Source organism: Paenibacillus mesophilus (assembly GCF_005938385.1).
GTDB classification, from domain to species: Bacteria; Bacillota; Bacilli; order Paenibacillales; family NBRC-103111; genus Paenibacillus_AB; species Paenibacillus_AB mesophilus.
Window position 1 is genome coordinate 31180 of sequence record NZ_VCRA01000033.1, and the last position, 20642, is coordinate 51821.

Consider the following 20642-nt stretch of genomic DNA (forward strand, 5'->3'; position numbering starts at 1 on the left):
TGAAATCCCCTTTCGACGGGGGCGTGTTCTAAATGGGCTATATCCCCAGCCAAGCCGTCCCGTCCCATAGTATCGTTTTGTTCAAATTCGTATCCATATACTGATAACCCGCATCGCTCGCCGCCAGCGCAGGCCGTTCGGCAGTCGTCCCCCACCCGCAGCCGAATGCGCGCCAAGTTCCGGGCGCTCCGTCGCCGACGCACTGCCAATGGGAAATATTGCGGGTACGGGTCGCGGCGATGTTGTAGATGATGTCCCCCGACCGGAAGGCGCCGTCGCTCGCCGCCGGAATGGCGCTGCCCGAATAGCGGGTCCGCTGATGATGCCAAGGACGGTATGCGGCGTTGGTCCCTTCTTGAACATTGCCTTCGAATACGGTCAGGCCGTCCGCCCCGGTCAGGATGATCTGATAATTAACATTATTGCGGCAAATGTTGTCCCTGACAATGGCGTTTTTGTAGTTGGTGAACCCCGTGCCGGCGCTCGATATGTTGAGACCAACGCCCTGCATGTTGTAGTTCGGGTAACCCGGATCGTTCTCGCATATGTTCTCCGATACGATCAGGTAGCCGGTTCCGAGCGATAAAATGCCGGAGCTGTTGCTGACGCTCTTGGCCTGGCCGTTGTTCACGCACATGTTACCGCTTATCCGGATAAACTTGTTTTTGTGCTCCACATCCCCACCGGAATCCGCCAGCGATTTCGGATTGTTGACGAATATGCCGCGGCCGTAGTTGGAGAAGACAAAGTTATCCGTTACATTGGCGTGCTTCACCTTGAGCAGCAAAATGCCCGCATTGCCGACCGAGCCGTTGCCGTCCTTGTTGTTCTGGTTGCACTCGTGCACGATATTTCCCGTCACGTTGTAGAAGGCTGCGTGGGGTGCGAGCGGGTCCTCGGAGCCGAATGAGATTTTGATGCCGTCGTACCGGGTGCGGTAAATCTGGTTGTTCGCCACGATGACGCGGCTGGAGTTGTACGACCCGTTCGGAGCCACCCCCTTCAGATCGAAGCCGATATAGGCGGTCGTATCCACGATGTTGTTCGTAATGGTCAAGTCTTTGCCGCTCCAATACGTGTCGATCGCATCCCGCGTCTGGTTGTCGGGCCAGCTCGGATCGCCGATGTTGATGAACTGGTTGCCGTCGATCAGGCAGAAGCCGTCGTTCTCCCTAAGCCGAATGCCGTCGTACAACGAATCGCGGATCAGGTTGCCCGTAATCGTAATATTGCTGACGCTGTACAAATAAAGCGGCCTTACATAGCCCTGAAACAGATTGCCCGAGAGGATGACGCCCTCCGTCTGCTGCGCATAGTCCCCTCCACCCGGCAGTGAGCTGTCAATCGCTCCAGCTACGGCGCTGTAGATCGGGGAACGGAACGTGCAGCCGTGTATGCGAATGTTTCGCGCCCCGTCACCCAGCTTGATATCGACGTGAGGCTGTCCGCTCACCGGTCTGCCTTGAAACTTCAAGCCCTCGATGACCGTGCCGTCCCCTTTCGCATGAAAGGCGCATTCCGCAGTAGACAGCTTCACGATCGTGCCGCTGCCCGATACCCGTTTGCCGATCAAATCGACGTTACCGATCAGGAACTGTCTCCCTTCCAAAATCGTCAAACGACCTGCGGCGGCCAGAGCGAGGCGGAAAGCGGCCGTATCGTCCGTGGAGCCGTTGCCGGCCGCTCCCCACCACTCGGGATAGACCGCTTCCGTCCGACTTAAGCCGAGAATGACTCCCGCACCCGAGAAAATGTGGGTCGGAGCGGCCCGAACGCCTCCCTCGATCGTAACGGCCGCCCCCGTATCCGGGGCCAGCTTGGCGCCGTTTGCGAAGATAAGCGTAATATGCGAGGGAATGAGCAGATTGGAGCCGATCCGGTAAACGCCGGGGGGAACGCACAAATCTCCGCCGTTCGCCAATGCCGCAATAGCCGCAGACCATGCGGGTTGATCGTCGGTAGTTCCGTCTCCCGCCGCCCCATACTTCTTGACCGTGTCATGGCATGAGCCGCCAAGTCCGTTACCGGGACCTCCACCGTACACGAAATGATTCACAGTGTGGCCTGCAAGCGCTTCCGTTCCGCGCAGCAAGCCCGCCGAGGCTAGCGCCGTTCCCCCGAGCCCGATAGCGGTTAGAAGCCGCCTACGGCTGACCGCAAGCCCTCCCTCCGAATCCTTCTTTGATTCGAAATGCGTATCGTCGCGCTCGTTCCGGTTGTCCGTCATATTCATTCCCCTCTCCATAATAGCAATCGATTTCTAACATGACAAGCGCATCGATTCGGCTTAAATCCCCGCTTACGGCCGTATGGCCCGCGTCGACTGCCGAACCGTCAATTCCGCTTCCATTACCTCGTTGATCCATTGTTGCCCTTCTTCCGGCTTCGCCGCTCCGGTTAAAATATCGACGGCCTTTGCCGCCAGCTTGGAGATCGAAGGACCTACGGTAGTTAACGAAACCTCGAAAATCTCCAGCTCAGGCACGTCGTCGTACACCAGTAAGGAGATATCGTCCGGGACGCGGACTCCGAGCTGCCTGAACGTTTTGATCACGCGAAACAGTGCGCCCTGGCTATCTGCGACCATCGCGGTCGGCGGCTCCGCGCCGTTCATGATGGCGGCCAGCTTGTGCGGGAGCCCGGTATCGTGCACATGAATGACACGCTGCGGATCGTAATCGAGCTTGAAGGCAGCCATTCCTTCCGTATAGCCGTGAAGTTTGTCGGTTACACCGCCTACGAAAGCGATCCGGCTGTGGCCGAGCTCCGCCAAATGGCGGACGCCCTCGAACAATCCCCTCCTTCTGTCGATTGCGATGCTATGGCTTTTGGTGGGGCCTTCCTCACCCAACCACAAAATCTCGCCTTGAAATTGCTCGACCGCTTTCAAAAATTCGATGGAAGGCTGCGTATGTATCCATACGACAACCGAATCGACAAGCAGCTGGCTGAAAGTATACATGCTTTCCGCCGGACTTGCGGTCGACAAAATGACGCGATACCCTCTCTTCGCTCCTTCCTGTTGGATTTGCACGCCCAAATGGTAAAAAAAGAGACCTTGGGTCGACGGCCATATTAGGCCGATGCATTTGGTCTTCCGCTGAACCAGTCTCTTGGCGGCCATATTCGGTGAATAATTCATCTGCTCGGCGATCGTCCTGATGCGCTGCTTCATCTTCTCGCTGACACCCGGGTTGTCGTTCAGCGCCCGAGAGACGGTAACGTATGTAACGCCGGCTGCTTTGGCGATATCTTTGATGGTGACCATGCGGCAAGCTCCTTTTGTTTGCGCTTTCATTTTGAATTATAGTACACGTTTAAGTGATTGGCAATAGCTAAAATTATAAGCAAAACGCTATCTTCGTTAATTTTTTTATAAACGTTTACTTAAGATGCAACGCTTTGTCCGGTATTTCGTCAAATAAGAGCGATTTGCGGGACTCTATTTGCCGCCATTTCTTTTATAAAGAACCGTTTACCGGGCTCCCTCCCGGTACTGCTTCAAAGTGACTTCTACTCCGATCGTTAACGGAACTGTATTCCGCTAACGACCGCCGAAACAAGTTTGCCAAAAAAATAAGGGAACTAAGATCCGCTATTGAGCTGATTTCCCACCATTGAAGCAAAAAATTAATGGTTTAGCGCACTGTAGTTCCGCTAATAAGAACATACGCTGCGAAAAATTCTATTTAGCGGAATACAGTTCCGCTATCGTCCAAACTGCGTGTAACGCAGCAGCGAAGTTGAACTTTCTGGGTCGAATAAACCGAAGCCGGCCGGCTTCGGTTTTTTGCCAATAGGTATTGCCTTTCATTTTATTTCACTTCAATGCCCCTTCGCTTCGCGATACGCCGCCACGTATTGCGCCGCCTTCTCGGCTACGAGGGCATAGTTGCCCGTCTTCACCGCTTCCGACGTCAGATCGGAGCCGATCCCCACGGCAACCGCTCCCGCCTTGATCCATTCGCCGAGATTGTTAAGCGACACGCCGCCGGTCGGCATAATGTTCGCCTGAGGCATCGGCCCTTTGATCGCCTTGATCATCGAAGGCGAGTACAGGTTGCCCGGGAACAGCTTGACGATGTCCACGCCGAGCTCGAGCGCCGACTGGATTTCTTGAATCGTCATGACGCCCGGCATGATTGGAATGCGGTATCGGTTGCACAACGTAACGGTATCCGGGTTGAGCGACGGACCTACTACGAATTCCGCGCCGCTCAGAATAGCCGCCCGCGCCGTCTCCGGATCGAGTACGGTACCGACGCCGATGATCGCGTAATTGTCACTGCCCGGCTTCGCGCTCGAATACCGTTTAGCCAGCTCCTCGATCGCCCGGAGGGCGAAAGGTACGGTCATCGTCACCTCGATGACTTTGATACCGCCCGCAATCGCATGCTCGGCCATTCGGACGACTTCCTCCGGCGTATCCCCTCGCAATACGGCGACGACGCCTTCTTCCGCGATTTGCTGCACCAGCCTGATCTTCTTCATATCGGTTCATCCATCCGTTTCCGCTAAAGTTAGCCCCGGGACGCGGGAAATTCCGCTTACCGTTCCACGTGGGTTTCGTTGTTCAGCACCGCCTGCACTTGCGACCAGGTAGGCAGCCCTTCCCAATCGCCGTGCGCCTGCACGACCATCGAGCCGATCAAGTTCCCGATGCGGACCGCTTCGACATGCGTATACTGCTTCAGCAGGCCGGCAATAAAACCTCCGCAGAAGCCGTCTCCTGCCCCGACCGTATCGACGACGCGCTCCGCCTTAAAATACGGAACGGACGACACGGTACCGTTCTCCACCACATACGTCCGGTCTTCGCCGCCCTTGACGATCGAGACGGCTCTCAGCTTGCCGAGACGCTCGACGATCCGGTCGAATTCTTCCGTTTCGTACAGCAGCTTCAGCTCGTCCAGCCCCGGCAAGAAATAATCCGCTTCCTCGGCCAAAGGGAGCAGGAAGCTTCTCGCTTCGGCCGCCGACCACAGCTTGAGGCGCAAGTTCGGATCGAAGCATACTTTCACCCCGTGCTTGCGGGCGATCCGGACCGCTTCCTTGACCGTATCCCGGCAGCTTTCGCCGAGAGCCGGCGTTATTCCGGTTATATGCAGCAGCTTCGCTTGGCTGATGTATGCCTCGTCCAGATGCTCGGGACGCATCATGCTCGCGGCCGAATGGCGGCGATAGTAGAACACCGATGACTTGCCGCCCACGACTTCGCGAATAATTAGTCCGGTCGGAGCTCCCTCGATCAGACGGGCGCGACTCACGTCCACCCCTTCGCCGCGGATCGTCTTCAGCGCGTACTGCCCGAGCGGATCGGCGCCCAGATGCCCGAACCAGCCGACCCGGTGCCCGAGGCGCGCCAGGCTGATCGCGACATTGCTTTCCGCTCCGGCGATCGATTTCTCGAACTGGGCCGAATACTCGATCCCTTTCACGCCGGTCGGCATCATGAGCCCCATCGTTTCGCCGAACGTAACGACTTCCGGCGCACCGGTCACATTACCGTTACTTTCTTGATCGTATCTCATCGTACCATCCACCCGCCGTCTACGCACAAAATATGTCCGTTCACGTAGTCCGAAGCTCTCGAAGCGAGGAACACGGCCGCTCCTTGCAAATCTTCCGGTGTCCCCCAACGTCCTTGCGGAATTCGCTCCATAATTTGACGGCTGCGGTTCTCGTCCGCGCGGAGCTGGGCCGTGTTGTCCGTTACCATATAGCCGGGCGCGATCGCATTGACGTTCACGCCTTTGCTGGCCCATTCATTGGCGAGCGCCTTCGTAATCCCCGCGACCGCATGCTTGCTCGCCGCATAGCCGGGCACGTTGATTCCGCCTTGGAACGTAAGCATCGAGGCGATATTGATGATTTTCCCGCCGCCATTCTTTATCATCTCCCGACCGACCAGCTGGCACAAGAAGAAGACGGAATTGAGGTTGAGATCGATCACATCGTGCCAATCCGAGGCGGCGTGATCGGCCGCCGGCGTCCGGCGAATAATGCCCGCATTGTTGACCAGAATATCGATTTTGCCGAATGCGGCAAGCGCCTTGCTTACAACGTCCGGCAGCACCGTCTCGTCGCTCAGGTTGGCGGTAATGGCCGCCGCCTTGCGTCCCTCCGCTTCCACCGCCTTCACGGTTTCGTCAAGCGGACTGCGATTGGTGACCAACGCGACGTCGGCTCCCGCGCGTGCCAGTCCGACGGCGATACCTTGTCCGAGTCCCCCGGCCGCCCCCGTCACGAGTGCTGTTTTTCCTTGCAGATCGAATAAGCTCATCGTTTCACTCCTCCGGTTTTGACCTCATTCTATCAAGTTTAAACGTTTAAATCAAATGAAAAAAACGATATCTTCGTAAGGGCTATCGGGATTACGCAATGAGAGGGCGGCGATGGCAAGGAGGCTGGAATGTGCGCACTCAAGCCAAGAGCGAGGATACTGGAGCTAATAATAGTCTCTAGGCCTCTAGGCACTCTTATCGGTTATGAAATAAAGAGGTCACGCGAAATAAGAGATGCCGGAGGCTGGCCTCAAACATCTCTTATTTGTCGAAAACACCTTTTCCCCGAAAAAAGGAGGTACAGACGAATCTGATTATCCCCCGCAGGTTAATCGCGGACAAACAAGCCGTACCCGATCTCGTAGTCCGCTTCAATCCCTCCGCCGGGAGCCGCGAATCGGTCGGCGTATATACGCTCCATCGTCTCCAGCAGCTTCCTCCCGCCCACGCCGCGTCGGCCGCCCGCTACCGCATTGCCCGCACCGATCCGCTTGACCCGGTGCAGAAAGGAGCGTACGTCCGGACTAACTTCCGTCACGACATCCCCGCTCCAATGGAACGTCCCGGCCTCGCCTGCGAAGCAATCTCTCCACTCGTCGCCTCCGGCGAAAGCTTGTCCGTGCGGTACCGGGGCCATCCCCAGCAGCCGTTCCGCTTCCGCGAACGAGTCATGCAGCTGGCGGAACGTTCCCGGCCCGAACGTGGAGAAGGCAAACACGCCCCCGCCCGGCTGAAGCAGCCGAAGACAAGCTTTGACCGTATCGCGCGGCGCAACGAACCATTGGAAGGCGGCGTTGGACACGATCAGATCGAACCCGCGCCGCTGCTGTCCGCCCTGTTCCAACACGCCAAAAGCGCCGATCGAGCGGCTCTCGCCCCTCAGAATCGCCTCCGCATCTCCTTCGATGAACGATACGCGTTCTGCCGCACCAAGCTGCGCTTGATCCAAATTACGTTTCGCCATCCCGATCATCCGGGCGGACAAATCGATGCACGCGAACCGCGCCGCCGGGAAAGCCGCCGCCAGCATCGCGGTCAGCCGGCCGGTTCCGCAGCCGATCTCGAGTATTCGCCGGACCGGCCGCTGTCCGCCGCCGCTCGTCCGCTTCGCCTCGACCGCGCTTGCCGTCAGCCGGGCGGCCATCTCCATCTGCACGGAGGCAAACTGCTCGTACTCGTGAGCGTGCTTGTCGAAATGAAGCCGCACCAGCGATTTATCGATATTCATGAACTATTCTCCTTACGGCTTCGGCAAAACGGTCCGGTTCCGTCATAAACGGGGCATGACCCGCGCCGCGAAACAAAATCTTCCCCCTGTCGGGAATGTCGGCTATCGCTCCCGTCGGGCAAATCGGATCGTTCTCTCCGTGCATCCAGACTATATCCGGACGTTTGACAGCTCGCACGGAAATTCCCTCATCCTCCAAGCAAACCGCCGCAAAATGCCTCCAACGTTCCGTCAAGTCCGTCTCCAGCAAATACTGCAAGCCTGCGTCCAATCCTTCCGGCGAAAAATCGGTCGGGATGCGCGAACGGGCTATCCATTGCGGATACTCCGGCCTGCCCTCGCGCTCCTCATCCGAAAACATCGACTCGGCGAAGCGATGCCTCGTCTCCTCCCGCTGAACCCCGAGCTGCGCCCGCATTCGCCGGACGACTCGCTCCGGCCATGATTTCGTCCGGTCCGGGCCCGCGAATCGAAGCGTCGCCCCGATCAACAGAACCTGGGCGATCGGATGCGGAGTATATTCAGCATCCGCCTCGTTCCTCCCGTTCCCCGGCTCAACACACTCGAATGGCTCCAGCGCCGCTTCCAACGCCAGCATGCCGCCCAGCGACCAGCCGATCAAACGGACCGGCGCCGTCTCTTCGCGGATCATCAGCCGAAGCCGTTCCCGCATTTGATCGACCGATCCGCACTTGGCATAGCTGAACATCCGGTGTCGTTCTTCGGGCATTCGACTTTCCATGCCGCCCCAAACCTCCGGCGACATTCCCCAACCGTGTATCCATATCCAAGTGCACCGCATCGTCATACAACTCCCAATTCCCGGCCGACGGAAACGATTCGCGCAAGCGCCATGCGCAACTCGTCGTCCCGGTGTGTCGCCATCGGCGTGAAACGGATTCTGGCCGAACCTTCCGGCACGGTCGGCGGGCGGATCGGAACAGCGGCCACGCCCTCCTCCTGCAGCCGGCGGCCGAACGCAAGCGCCCGCTCGTTGCCGCCCACAATAACCGGGACGATATGACACTCGCTGTCTCCCGTATCAAAGCCGGCCGACCGAAGCTGCGTCCGAAGCCATTCGGCTTGGCTTAGCAGGCGTTCCCTACGCCAGCCGTCTCTCCTGACCGCTCCCCACTGGTCGCGGATCGCATGGACGACCATCGGGGGAAGCGCAGTCGAGAAAATAAGGCTGCGGGCCTTGTTGACCAAATAATCGATAACGACCTTATTCCCCGCAGCATAAGCGCCATAGCAGCCGTATGCCTTGCTGAATGTCCCCATATGCACATCGACCTTGCCGGTCAGTCCGAGAGCGTGGGCCAGCCCTTCCCCTTCCCGGCCGTAAACGCCGCCGCTGTGGGCTTCATCCACCATGAGCATCGCGCCGTACCGCTCCTTCAGCTCCACCAGCTCGGAGAGCGGGGCAAGGCTGCCATCCATGCTGAACACCGAATCCGTGACGATCAGCTTCTTCTTGGACGGCTCCGCCCTGCGGAGCAGCGACTCCAAATGGTTCATGTCGCGATTCCGGTAACGCACCGTCTCCGCGCGGCTCAATACCGCCCCGTCCACGATGCTCGCGTGATTCAGCTTATCGCTGAACACGATGTCGTTGCGTCCGACCAGCGCTCCGATAATCCCGACGTTGGCCATATAGCCGCTGCCGAATACGAGACAAGCTTCCGTCCCTTTGTAGGCGGCAAACTCTCGCTCGAACCGGCCGATTGCCGGATCGCCGCCCACGATCAGCCGCGAGGCGGTCGCCCCTGTGCGGATTCCCGCATTCGTACCGGCCCCTGGCCCCGGCACCGACTCGTCTGCATATGCCGACCAACGCGCCAAGACCGCTTCATCCAAACGGTGGCCGAGTCCCAAATAATGATTCGATGCGAGATTGAGCATCCGCCTGCCGTTCCGCCAAACCCAGCCTTCCTCGCAAGAGGGGACCGATTCGGTCAATATCCGGTATTGCCCCTCGCCCTTCAGCCGGTCCAATTCGTCCTGCATCCATTGCATCGGATCGTCCCGCCCGGCCTTACAGCGCGCACAGCTCGATCTCGAACCCGAGATCCTCGATCATCCGGTGATCCACGGTCGCTTCCTGACCCTCCGTCGTCAAATAATCGCCGACGAACACAGAGTTGGCCGCATACAACCCGAGCGGCTGAAGCGAACGCAGGTTGACCTCGCGTCCCCCGGATACGCGGATTTCCTTTGTCGGGCACACGAAGCGGAACAGCGCCAGCACCTTCAAACATTTGCGCGGATTCAGCTCCCGGTTGTTCTCGAGCGGCGTGCCCGGAATCGAGTTGAGGAAGTTGACCGGAATCGAATCGGCGTCCAGCTCCCGCAGCGCGTAGGCGATTTCCACGATTTCGGCGTTCGTCTCGCCCATGCCGACGATGCAGCCGGAGCAAGGGGACATGCCGGACGCTTTCACCTTCTCCACCGTGTTCACCCGGTCGTCGTATGTATGGGTCGTCGTAATGTTGGCGAAATTACCGGCACTCGTATTCAAATTATGGTTATACCGGTCCACGCCCGCTTCCTTCAATCGAACGGCTTGCTCCTCGCTCAAGATGCCGAGACAGGCGCATATTTTCATCGGCATCGTCGACTTGATTTCCTTCACCGCCTCGACGACCTGGTCGAGTTCCCGGCCCGTCGGCCCGCGGCCGCTGGCAACGATACAGTAAGTGCCCGCTTTAAGCTCCATCGCCTTGCGCGCGCCGTCGACGAGCACGTCTTTTTCGAGAAGCGGATATTTCGAGATCGGCGCCTTCGACAAAATCGACTGCGAGCAGTAGCCGCAATCTTCCGGACAAAGCCCGCTCTTCGCGTTAATGATCAGATTCAGCTTGACCTTCTTGCCGAAATACGTTTTGCGCACCCGAAAAGCCGCATGCAGCATCGGCAGGAGCTCGTCGTCGTCCGCCTCCAGCACGGCAAGCCCCTCTTCCGTCGTCAAACGTTCCCCGCGAAGCGCCTTCTCCGCAAACAAATCCCATTTCGAACGCAAATCGATCATTCGGTTCTCCTCCTATAGTCAGTTCCGCTATGTATTATTCTCCGAGCAGTGTCGTCCAGTCCATCTCCATGCACACCGTTTCGATCCATTCGGGCGAAGCGGTTCCATCCGTTTGCTTCATCCAAGGAAGCACGCCCACGATCGGGACGTCCCCGAAAGACGCGATCATCTCCGCATTCTCCTCGATCGAGAGCCGATCCGGCGCGGCATGAGCCGAAGTCTCGTTCAAAACGACCCCGGCGACGCGAATACCGTACTGCCTGGCCAACGCCACGGTCAGCAGCGTATGGTTCACCGTCCCGAGTCCGGTCCGCGCCACGATCAGCGCCGGCAAGCCGAGATCGGCGGCAAGATGGGCGATCAGCTTCGTTTCCGTAAGCGGTACGGCAATTCCGCCGGCTCCTTCGGCTAGAAGGAAGCTTCCGCCGCTCATGCGTCTGCGCCCTTCGGCCAGTAGCGACGCGTAGTCGATCGTCTCTCCGGCCCGCCTTGCAGCCATCCATGGCGCAAGGGGCTCAGGGTAGGTGAGCGTAGCGGTATCTCGTACGGACTGCCGTATCAATCCGCCTTCCGCAACGAGACGGTAACTGTCCGCATCGCGGTCCTCAGCCGACGGGACGCCCGTCTGCACCGGCTTCCACACCTGCAATTCCCCGACAGGAAATCTTCCTTCCCGGGACAACCGACTCAGCGCAGCGGCTATTCCGGCCGTAACCTTCGTCTTTCCTATCCCCGTATCCGTTCCGGTTACGAATAATCCGCGCCGATTCATCGTCATTCCGCCTTCCTTGTCATGCTGTCGGCAAACGTTTCGTCTAATTGTCAACCACATTAAAGATTATTTGGTTAACAATTAGGATAGAACCGATTGTACACGATTTCCGCCATCCCGACAATGCGCAAGTTTTTACTTGGCGCGTTCCGATCTATTTACGATGCTTATACAGCGTTAACGCTGCTTCGTTTCAACCTTTCATGAAGTTAATGGTTATCGATACGAATGTTCCGATCGAAGCGGCATTCATGGTCAAAGGCGGCCGCTAACGGGCCAAAAGTCGCTCTCGCTTTCGAGCTTTGGCGATGTTACACTTTCTCTATAGCGCAACTGGGGTTCCGAACCGAAATAAACTGCCGCAAGGAGGGCTCCCATGTCCGAATTGTCGTTGTCCCAGCAATATATGCTGCTCGCCTCGGACCCCGCCGGGCACAAGCTGGTGCCGCCGGTGAAGCAGGTCATGCAGACGTACGTCTGCGGTGCGGGCATTGCCGGGCTGCTGCTGGATGGCCGGCTCCGTCTGTACGAGGACGGCAGACTCGAGGTCGCCGACCGGTCCCCTACCGGATCGGCGGGGGCCGACTTGCTGATCGCGCAATGCTCGGCTTCGTCCAAGCCGAAAACACTGCGGAAATGGATACACGACCTGTACGCCCACCGCAGATTCCGCATCCCGTTCTGCACGGCGGAAACCGAACCGCTTGTGGAGTCGGGGCAGATGAGTGAAGAACGCCGCAAGCTGCTGCGGCTGTTTCCTACGGTACGCCATATCCCGAACCCCGCTGACGTGCAAAGGATCGTGCAGCGCATTCGTTCCGACATGCTGGAGGAGCCGCCTGCGGACGACAAGACCGTGCTGCTCGTCATGCTGCTGGACGCCTCCAAGCTGCTGAAGCCGTATTTCACCCCGTCCGAACAGCAGGAGCTTCGCAGCAAGGTCCGATCTCTTCAGGAGCGGCACGGCGACCGCTGGAACATCTTCCGTCAAACCCGCCGGGCCATCGACGAAATCCATGTCGTCATCGTCACGACGGCGGGCATGTAACTTGCTTCGTCCAATTTCACTGCGACGAATACGGGCTGAGGCAAACGTAGACTCAAAGGTCCGCTATTCTGTTCGCGCAAAAAAGAAAACCGTCCGGAAAACCGGACGGTTGAAACTGTACTTAGGAACTTTAACGGAATTACCGCCCTGACTGACAACCGGGACTTGCCGATCCAAGCCCGGTCGTCAGAGTGCAGACACGTTATTCCGTTAAAGTTCCTTGCTCCGGACTACAACCCTGTCGCCCGGGCTTGAGCCAGCGTCTGCCGCAGCTCTTCGTGGATCGCTCCGTTCGTGGCCAGCACATGGCGTACGGCCAGCGTATACGGCTGTCCCGCAGTGTCGGTTACTTGTCCGCCCGCTTCTTGGACCAGCAGCGCGCCGGCGGCGATATCCCAGCTGTTCAGGCCGATTTCCCAGAAGCCGCTCAGCCGTCCTGCGGCTACATAAGCCATATGCAAGGCGGCGGAGCCCGCGACGCGAACGTTTCTTGCTTTGGGCGCCACGGCTTCGAGACCTTTCATGTTGGCCGGCAGCGCGGACTTGCTGTCTGCCGGGAAGCCCGTTGCGACCAAGGCGTCGGACAGCTTCGTTTCCGCGGAGACGTTCAGCCGCTTGCCTTTGACGTAAACGCCTTTGCCTTTCTCCGCCACGAACAGCTCATCCCGGTTCGGATCGTAGACGACACCGACGATTACCTCGCCGCGATGCGCCAGCGCGATCGATACGGAGAAAAACGGGAAGCCGTGGACGAAGTTCGTCGTCCCGTCGATCGGATCGACGATCCACAAATATTCTTCGTCCTGCAGCTCCCGGAGCGCTTGAGCCGAAGCGTCGGCACCCGGCGCGACTCCTTCTTCGCCCAATATCGCATGATGCGGAAAATGCGTCTTGATCAGGTTGCGGATCATCGTCTCCGAACCTTTGTCCACTTCGGTTACGAGGTCGTGCGGGGTACTCTTCAGCTTCAGCGAAGCGTGAGCCCCGAGCTTCAGCTTGATCCACTCGCCGGCCTTGGCGGCCGTGTTGATGGCGACGGCGGTAAAGCTTTTGCCGCCTACCGTGAAGGTTGGTTTTTGTTCATTACCCACTATCAATCACTCATTTCTTTCATACGTTCTCTTGCAAACTGCGCAATACGCTTTACGAGATTAGTATATTATATTTACGTTAACATTTCCTCGGAGTTTCACCCAAATCGGTTAGGCGCTTCCGACAAAAAACTTCGCGGAGGAGCTCACCCCCATATCATTTTGACCGCTACGGCGATCAAAGTAAGACGCAGCACCCACAGCAGCGCACCGCCGCTCATCTTGCGCACGATTCTGGCTCCGAGCCAGCCTCCGATCCATGCGCCGGGAGCGAGCGCCAGCACGCTGAACAAATCGATTTCGCCGTGGAGTCCGTGCGTAACGCTTCCGAGAATCGAGGAGAGGAAAATGACGAACATCGAAGTGGCCGTCGCCACATGCGGCGGATAGCGGAACAGCAGCACCATGATGGGAACGAACAGCGAGCCTCCCCCGATGCCGAACAAGCCGGATATAAACCCTACGCAGAAACCGACCGCAAGTGCGGCCGGTATGTTGTAGCCGTATCGGTGAATGGTCCCTTGCGCGTCCGTGAACGTCCGGGCGATGCGCCAATCGATCGCGGCCGGCTTCATTTTGTTGCGTAGGATGAGCAGGAACGCCATGAACAGCATGAAGTAGCCGAACATGAGCTCGAACGGACGCGGAGCGAAGTTGCCCGTAAGCGAAGCGCCGATCATTGCGGCCGGGCCGCTTGTGACGAAATACAGCCAGGCGCTGCGGAAGTCCACCTTCTTCTCCTTCATGAAAGTAAGCGTTGACGACAGCGCGGTGAAAATAAGGACGGTCAGCGAAGTGCCCACGGCCGTCGCCGTCGAAATGTCCTTATCCAAAAAAATCGGAGCGAGGTATAACAGAGCCGGAACGATAATAATGCCTCCACCGAGCCCGACAATACTGCCGAACGTAGCGGAGACGAGGCCGATGACAAGGAGAAGCAAAAATCCGGTCAAGCTGGTCCCACCCTTGCTTCCGGAACATAGTCAGACCTGCTCCGACTTTGCCCGGAACTGTTTTTCTAAATGTAACAATCCGGGATCATTTCGTCAACTCGGCCCGTCACCGCTGCTTGACCGATCAGTTCTTCGGGACGGTATCCTCCGCAATCCGGGCGATCACGTCTTCCCAGAACAGCTTCATCTCTTCCCTCTGCATCGGGCCGTCCAGCTTCTCCTGATGGAAGCTGATCGTCGTCTTGCCGTTCGCCGCGGGCAAAAAGCGGATTTGCAGCGTTGACGGCCGTTCCCATCTTTTCGGCTGCCACGTCAGACGAAGCTGCTCGTGGAGCTTGACGACCCGCATCTCGCCGCGGTTCCCTTCCTTCGATTCGTACGCGGCGCCCGGCTGCAGATCGAGTGACGGAACATCCCCGATCCACAGTCTCAACCCTTGTCGTGACATCATATAGTCCCATGCCTCTTGCCGCGATATCGGCAGCGTCCTTCTTACCCCAATCTGAAAACCGGTCGCCGCGGTTTGTCCGACCGGCTGGCCGTCCGGATGCCGTGGAAATGCAGTCATCCTTATCCCTCCCATGCGAGAATGTTACATCCATTCTATCCGAAATCGGCTGACAATTGCAGTCAGTGATTTCCATCACAGCTTTTACAAGCATCGGTCGTATACGATGAATATCGAGTCCATTCCGATTAGCCGGAGCCTGCGCGCTCCTGTAACGATACTAACCGTCATGCAATCGCCTACCATTCCTGTTAAACCGCCTCCGCCATCCGATTAATCGAACTGCAAAACGCCGATCCCACACTCCCGTCTCTAAAGTCGAATAAGGAACTTGCCGCCGAGGAGCGCCCGTCATGAAAAAATGTCCGTATCATGCTGTTACGTCCCTATTCAAAAAGAAAAGCTTGGAGAAGTCCGGAGCCGGACTCCCCTTCCTGTCGGAGGGTCGTTCTCCCGACAGCGATTCCGGTCCGAGCGGCGCCTTGCTCGGCAGCCCGGAATTGAACGCTCAGCTTAAAATGATCGACCTTACCGAGAACGACCTCCGAATCATCCGGCGAATTCAACCGTTCATCCTGGAGCATATCGATGATGTTGTAGACGAATTTTACAAGACGGTCATCGATGTGAACGGACTTAGAACGATTATAGAAAAGCACAGCACGGTCGAACGGCTGCGGGAGACGCTGCGGCATCATCTGACCGAAATGTTCGGCGGGAAGCTGGACGACGAATTCGTGCAGAAGCGGCTGAAAATCGCGGAAGTGCATCAGCGGATCGGCCTGGAGCCGAAATGGTACATGGGTGCTTTCCAAAACTTGCAAAACACGTTCCTGTCCGTCATCCTGCCTTATGTCCGCAATAGCGAAGAAAGTCTGCTCATCGGCAGAGCGATCACGAAGCTGCTTAATTTCGAGCAGCAGCTCGTGCTGGAGGCGTACGAGAAGAAAAATACCGAACAACGCAGCAAGCAGTACGAACAGATCAAGCGCGAATTGAAGCTGGCGATCAGCGAGATCAGCCAGGAGCTGGCAGCCGTTACGGAGCAGACGGACGCTTCCACGCAGGAGCTCGCAGCAGCCAGCGGTCAGGTGAACCGATCGGTCGCGCATAGCGCGGGGATGGCGGTCGAATCCCGCCGGCTGGCCGATACCGGCACGCTCCAAGTAACCGGGCTGCAGGCGCGCATCGATACGATTATGCAAAGCTCCTTGCATGTGGAGAAAGCGGTGGCGCAGTTGAAAGAGTTTTCCCGGCAAATCGGCGGAATCGTCACGATCGTCAAAGATATTTCTGCCCAGACGAACCTGCTGTCGCTTAATGCGTCCATCGAAGCGGCCCGGGCCGGTACGCACGGTGCCGGCTTCTCGGTCGTCGCCCGCGAGGTGAAGAAGCTGTCGGAGGATACCCGGGATGCGGTATCCCGGATCAGCCGGCTGATCGAGCAATCGAACGAGTTCACGCAGCAGGCCGTCGATTCGATGCTGAGCGTACGGCGGCAGGTGGAAGCCGGGCAGCGCGAATCGGTGCAGACGGGCGAGACGTTCGCCGGAATCGTCCGTTCTCTGGAAAGCGGACTTGCGGAGATCGGCAAAGCAGAGAAAGAAATGCAATCGCTCAGCGAGGCCATTAAACAAGTGGGCGACGCCACGCATAGGGCGGCCGCTTCCGCCGAGCGTCTGGACGGGACAATGCGCAATTATTAATCAAGGATACTATTGTTGTCGTTAAAGATAAGCCACCTCCGATCGACGGAGGTGGCTTTCTTTGGCATCCGTCTATTCCCCGGGATACATGCCTTAACGTTCTTGCCCAAATTAAATCGTGGCCCCGTACGCCGGAGCGCCCCCTAGTCAAGTGGCGGCGGCTGACTGCTGCCTCTTTATGATCGCATAAACCCCCATAACGACGGCGATCAGCTCATCATCCGTTAGACTCGAGCTGTTGTTCAGTTCATAGGCTCCTGCTGAGAACATGCCGCTCGTTCTGCGAAAATAAGCGGCGGTGTTGCCTCGGCTGTCGCAGACGACATATTCCTTGGAGAACGCCGGACTTTCGATTGTAAATTCACCGTGCCGATTGCTCGTATACACGTAGCGCTGTTTGAAAAACGCGAATTTGGGTCTCAGCACGCCCACTTCATTCTCATAACAATCGGCCACGATCCAGGCATTGGAGAACATCCGGAATTTGCCGGATACGACCCGTCTACCCGAATTGTCATGCACCGTAATGCCCGAACCGAACATGCTATGCAAATTCAGAAAGCCCGCTTCTCCTCCGCTACTGTCCGTTATCTGCGTTTCGCCTGAAGAGAAAAAGTTGTCTTTGAAATAAACGATGCTCATCAAAGGTCAGCTCCTTCGCCCGGATGAATGTCTTCTGTTCTGCGCTCTTACAAATACATTACGCGGTTCGAATGTATAAAGTTTCACGGCCGACTTTGTTAAGAAGCACCGGGATCGGAACGGTGAAAACGGGTGATCAGACAGGGTGATATGAGGGGCCATCCAAGCTTCGAGAGACATATAGATACAAGTGGGAGAAGAATCGTTTCTCCAGAAAGGAGCTTGCTTGGTGGGCGCTAATCAAGCTGCAGGGGGCCGTTCAAGGGGGGAACGCCGGTTGATTACGATCAGTTTATGCATGATTGTGAAAAATGAAGCGGACGTGCTTGCGCGCTGTCTGGAGTCCGTTCAAGGAATCGCCGACGAAATCGTAATCGTCGATACGGGATCGACGGATCATACGAAGCGGATTGCGTCGTCTTTTACGGAACGCATTTTCGATTTCGAATGGATCGACGATTTTGCCGCCGCGCGCAACTTTGCGTTCTCCAAAGCGACGCAGCAGTACGTGCTATGGCTGGATGCGGACGACGTGTTCGAGCCGGTCGATCGGGAAAAGTTTATTCAGCTCAAGTCGACGCTCGATCCGGATACGGACAGCGTCATGATGCATTATCATTTAGGCGTTAATGCGAAGGGCGAGGTGACGTCCAGCTTGCGCCGCAACCGACTCGTGAAGCGCGAACGCGGGTTCCGCTGGGAGAAGCCGGTTCACGAGCTTCTGATGGTCAGCGGTAAAATCGTATATAGCGACATCGCTGTGACTCATAAAAAGGAAAGGGTCCACACCGACCGGAATTTGCGCATTTACAGGAAACGAGCGGAAAAAGGCGAGCAGTTCGATGCGAGGGACTTGTACTACTTTGCGAACGAATGGAAGGACAACGGTTACTTCGCGGAAGCCGTCGGCTATTATGACCGTTTTCTCGCTACCAAGCAAGGCTGGAGCGAGGACTGTATCGCCGCATGCTTGAAGATGGCCGACTGTTACGGCCGTCTGAATGACCGCAAAAAGCAATGGCAGTCCTTAATCCGATCGTTGATCCACGGGAGTCCGCGCGCCGAAATGTGCTGCCGGACCGGAGCGTTTTTCATGCAGGACAACCGTCTGGATCAGGCGATTTTCTGGTATACGGCCGCAACCCGTCTCGGCAATCCGGACGGGATTGCAGGAATGATCGAACATGAGGCGTGGACGTGGCTGCCGCATCTTCAGCTATGCGTATGCTACGACCGCTTAGGAAATATAGCGAAAGCGCGGGAGCATAACGATATCGCGTATTCGTATGTCCCGGAGCACCCCAGCGTCCAGCTCAACAAAGCATACTTCGACAAACTGGCGAGCCGGGAGTCTTCTATCAAGGGGGAATCTTCGTGAGGAAGAAACGAGTACTCGTGGCCAGCCCCGTGCATCAGCGCCCGAACATCCTGAAGTGCTTTCTCGAGTCTGTTGCCGAGCTGGAGCGGACTACAGCAAAAGTCGACTATATATTCATGGACGACAATGAAGATGAAGCTTCCAGCGAGCTGCTCCGGCTGTTCCAGGCGAACCATGCCGGAACGGTCGTGTTGAAGTCGGAACGCAGCGAATCTTCAGTCTATAGCAAGGACGAATATACGCATTATTGGAAAGAAGAGCTGATCTGGAAAGTGGCGGGTATGAAGGATACGATGCTTCGGTACGCTTTGAAGCATAATTACGACTACATTTTTCTCGTAGATTCCGATCTCGTCCTCCACCCCCATACGCTCGAGCAATTAATCAAGGCGGGCAAAGACATCGTGTCGAACGTGTTCTGGACGAAATGGCAGCCGAATACGGTCGAGATGCCGCAAGTATGGCTGCGTGACGAATATTCGATGGTGGCCAAACATCGTAACGAGAGCTTGAGCGAGGAAGAAAGCTCGGCTCGGATGATGGCGTTTCTCAACCGCCTGCGCGTGCCGGGTGTGTACGAGGTCGGAGGATTGAGCGCCTGCACGCTTATTAGCCGCCGGGCGCTTGCTGCCGGAGTCCGCTTTGCGGAAATCAAAAACTTGTCGTTCCGGGGAGTAGACCGGCATTTTTGCATACGCGCCCAGGCGCTCGGGTTCGATTTGTTTGTGGACACGCATTTTCCTTCCTACCATATATACCGGGAAGCGGACCTCCCCGGAGTGCCGGCGTACAAACAACGATCCCGGCTGCAAGCTGAAGCTGTCAACCGGCCGTCTATTACCGTCAGCGTATGTTTAATCGTCAAAAACGAGGAGGACGCGCTCCCGAACTGCTTGGATGGCGTTCGCGGAATCGCGGACGAGATCGTCGTTGTCGATACGGGCTCGACGGACCGCACGAAACAAATAGCCACATCCTACGGCGCCGCCGTGTACGATTTCGAGTGGATCGACGATTTTGCCGCCGCGCGCAACTACGCTTTCTCCAAAGCGACAAAGCAATATATATTGTGGCTGGATGCCGACGACGTGATCAAAGAAAAAGACAAGGCGCTGCTGGCTGAGCTGAAGCGTAAGCTTGACCCGTCGGTCGACAGTGTGACGATGCATTATCATTTGGCGTTCGACGGAGACGGCAACGTGACCCAGAGCCTGCGGCGCAACCGTCTTGTCAAGCGGACGAGGCAGTTCAAGTGGATTGGAGCCGTTCACGAGTATTTGGAAGTACGCGGCCATATTTTCCACAGTGATGTCGCCATTACGCACAGCAAAAACAAGACGCACACGGATCGCAATTTGCAAATATACCGCAAACGAAAGCAGCGGGGAGAAGCTTTCTCTGCCCGCGACATGTATTATTACGCCAACGAGCTGCGCGATCATGCCTACTATGAAGAGGCGGCCGAGCAGTACGAGACGTTTCTCGGCACGTCGCTGGGATGGGTGGAGGATAACATTGCGGCTTCTTTGATGCTTGCGGACTGCTACGGACATTTGTGCGAACGGGAAAAGCAGATCGCGGCGCTGCTCGGCTCGTTCGAGTACGATTTGCCCAGGGCCGAATGCTGCTGCCGGTTAGGCGCTCTTTTTATGGATCAGAACGAGCTGGATCAAGCGGTCTATTGGTATGAGCTGGCCACAACACTTGACCGCAGCGCCGATACGATGGGATCCGTAGATCATGCGGCTTGGACATGGCTGCCGCATTTACAGCTATGCGTCTGCCTGGATCGTTTGGGGCAGCACGAGAAGGCCAAGTATCATAACGACATCGCGCTTTCCTTCCATCCGAATCATCCGAGCATGCTGCACAATAAACGATACTTCGACCGGCTGCTCGCTTCTATCAATTGACATCATGGCTACTGAAAACGATTCCTATCATTTCATCGATATGATCTGAGAAATGGGCGCGAAAAGCCCGTTCGCACGCGTCGTTGCTGCA

General features: G+C 57.1%; 18 protein-coding genes. 4 read left to right on the forward strand and 14 right to left on the reverse strand.

Translation table 11 applies throughout. The annotated features are described in order from the left end of the window. Positions 1-37 precede the first annotated feature (37 nt). The 10 genes from FE783_RS32230 to bioD form a co-directional block, all read right to left on the reverse strand. A complete protein-coding gene (locus FE783_RS32230) occupies positions 38-2233 on the reverse strand; it encodes a right-handed parallel beta-helix repeat-containing protein (RefSeq protein ID WP_202916299.1) in 2196 nt (731 codons plus the stop codon). A 66-nt stretch (positions 2234-2299) separates the two neighbouring features. After that, complete coding sequence (locus FE783_RS32235) at positions 2300-3268, reverse strand: LacI family DNA-binding transcriptional regulator (RefSeq protein WP_158302160.1); 969 nt, start codon at positions 3266-3268, stop codon at positions 2300-2302. A gap of 557 nt (positions 3269-3825) precedes the next feature. Continuing rightward, entirely contained in the window at positions 3826-4491 is a 666-nt protein-coding gene (locus FE783_RS32240; protein WP_138883516.1) for a bifunctional 2-keto-4-hydroxyglutarate aldolase/2-keto-3-deoxy-6-phosphogluconate aldolase, read from the reverse strand. A 56-nt stretch (positions 4492-4547) separates the two neighbouring features. Then, a complete protein-coding gene (locus FE783_RS32245) occupies positions 4548-5531 on the reverse strand; it encodes a sugar kinase (RefSeq protein ID WP_138883517.1) in 984 nt (327 codons plus the stop codon). Then, complete coding sequence (gene kduD / locus FE783_RS32250) at positions 5528-6283, reverse strand: 2-dehydro-3-deoxy-D-gluconate 5-dehydrogenase KduD (RefSeq protein ID WP_138883518.1); 756 nt, start codon at positions 6281-6283, stop codon at positions 5528-5530. The genes FE783_RS32245 and kduD overlap by 4 nt, the downstream gene beginning before the upstream one ends. 329 nt (positions 6284-6612) lie before the next feature. Beyond that, positions 6613-7512 (reverse strand): methyltransferase, encoded by a 900-nt coding sequence (locus tag FE783_RS32255; protein ID WP_138883519.1) that lies wholly within the window; start codon positions 7510-7512, stop codon positions 6613-6615. Further along, positions 7499-8320, reverse strand: a complete 822-nt coding sequence (locus FE783_RS32260) for an alpha/beta fold hydrolase (protein ID WP_138883520.1) — start codon at positions 8318-8320, stop codon at positions 7499-7501. Before FE783_RS32260 ends, FE783_RS32255 begins: the two co-directional genes overlap by 14 nt. Beyond that, positions 8317-9528 carry an aminotransferase class I/II-fold pyridoxal phosphate-dependent enzyme gene (locus FE783_RS32265; RefSeq protein ID WP_238403337.1) on the reverse strand — a complete coding sequence of 404 codons (1212 nt, stop codon included), beginning with the start codon at positions 9526-9528 and terminating at the stop codon, positions 8317-8319. Before FE783_RS32265 ends, FE783_RS32260 begins: the two co-directional genes overlap by 4 nt. A 19-nt stretch (positions 9529-9547) precedes the next feature. After that, complete coding sequence (bioB, locus tag FE783_RS32270; RefSeq protein WP_138883521.1) at positions 9548-10540, reverse strand: biotin synthase BioB; 993 nt, start codon at positions 10538-10540, stop codon at positions 9548-9550. Positions 10541-10574: 34 nt separating this feature from the next. After that, positions 10575-11312 carry a dethiobiotin synthase gene (gene bioD, locus FE783_RS32275; protein ID WP_158302162.1) on the reverse strand — a complete coding sequence of 246 codons (738 nt, stop codon included), beginning with the start codon at positions 11310-11312 and terminating at the stop codon, positions 10575-10577. A 376-nt stretch (positions 11313-11688) separates the two neighbouring features. Between bioD and FE783_RS32280 the strand changes: the two genes are divergently transcribed. Further along, positions 11689-12360: a GOLPH3/VPS74 family protein gene (locus tag FE783_RS32280; protein WP_138883523.1), complete on the forward strand. Its 672-nt coding sequence runs from the start codon at positions 11689-11691 to the stop codon at positions 12358-12360. A gap of 230 nt (positions 12361-12590) precedes the next feature. Here FE783_RS32280 and FE783_RS32285 read toward each other — a convergent pair whose 3' ends face one another. The 3 genes from FE783_RS32285 to FE783_RS32295 form a co-directional block, all read right to left on the reverse strand. Beyond that, positions 12591-13451: an inositol monophosphatase family protein gene (locus tag FE783_RS32285; RefSeq protein WP_138883524.1), complete on the reverse strand. Its 861-nt coding sequence runs from the start codon at positions 13449-13451 to the stop codon at positions 12591-12593. Between the two features lie 146 nt (positions 13452-13597). Further along, positions 13598-14404 carry a sulfite exporter TauE/SafE family protein gene (locus FE783_RS32290; protein ID WP_138883525.1) on the reverse strand — a complete coding sequence of 269 codons (807 nt, stop codon included), beginning with the start codon at positions 14402-14404 and terminating at the stop codon, positions 13598-13600. A 124-nt stretch (positions 14405-14528) separates the two neighbouring features. After that, complete coding sequence (locus tag FE783_RS32295; protein WP_138883526.1) at positions 14529-14972, reverse strand: SRPBCC family protein; 444 nt, start codon at positions 14970-14972, stop codon at positions 14529-14531. Positions 14973-15265: 293 nt separating this feature from the next. Here FE783_RS32295 and FE783_RS32300 point away from each other — a divergent pair, with 293 nt between their 5' ends. Next, a complete protein-coding gene (locus tag FE783_RS32300; protein ID WP_138883527.1) occupies positions 15266-16618 on the forward strand; it encodes a globin-coupled sensor protein in 1353 nt (450 codons plus the stop codon). Between the two features lie 147 nt (positions 16619-16765). Here the strand turns inward: FE783_RS32300 and FE783_RS32305 are convergent, their stop codons facing one another. After that, entirely contained in the window at positions 16766-17260 is a 495-nt protein-coding gene (locus FE783_RS32305; RefSeq protein ID WP_138883528.1) for an LURP-one-related family protein, read from the reverse strand. 277 nt (positions 17261-17537) lie between these two features. On the opposite strand from FE783_RS32305, the gene FE783_RS32310 reads away from it, so the two are divergent. Both FE783_RS32310 and FE783_RS32315 read left to right on the forward strand, forming a co-directional pair. Beyond that, on the forward strand, positions 17538-18638 hold the full coding sequence (locus FE783_RS32310; RefSeq protein ID WP_138883529.1) for a glycosyltransferase family 2 protein: 1101 nt from the start codon (positions 17538-17540) through the stop codon (positions 18636-18638). Further along, positions 18635-20551 (forward strand): glycosyltransferase, encoded by a 1917-nt coding sequence (locus tag FE783_RS32315; protein WP_138883530.1) that lies wholly within the window; start codon positions 18635-18637, stop codon positions 20549-20551. Before FE783_RS32310 ends, FE783_RS32315 begins: the two co-directional genes overlap by 4 nt. The last annotated feature ends 91 nt before the right edge of the window (positions 20552-20642 follow it).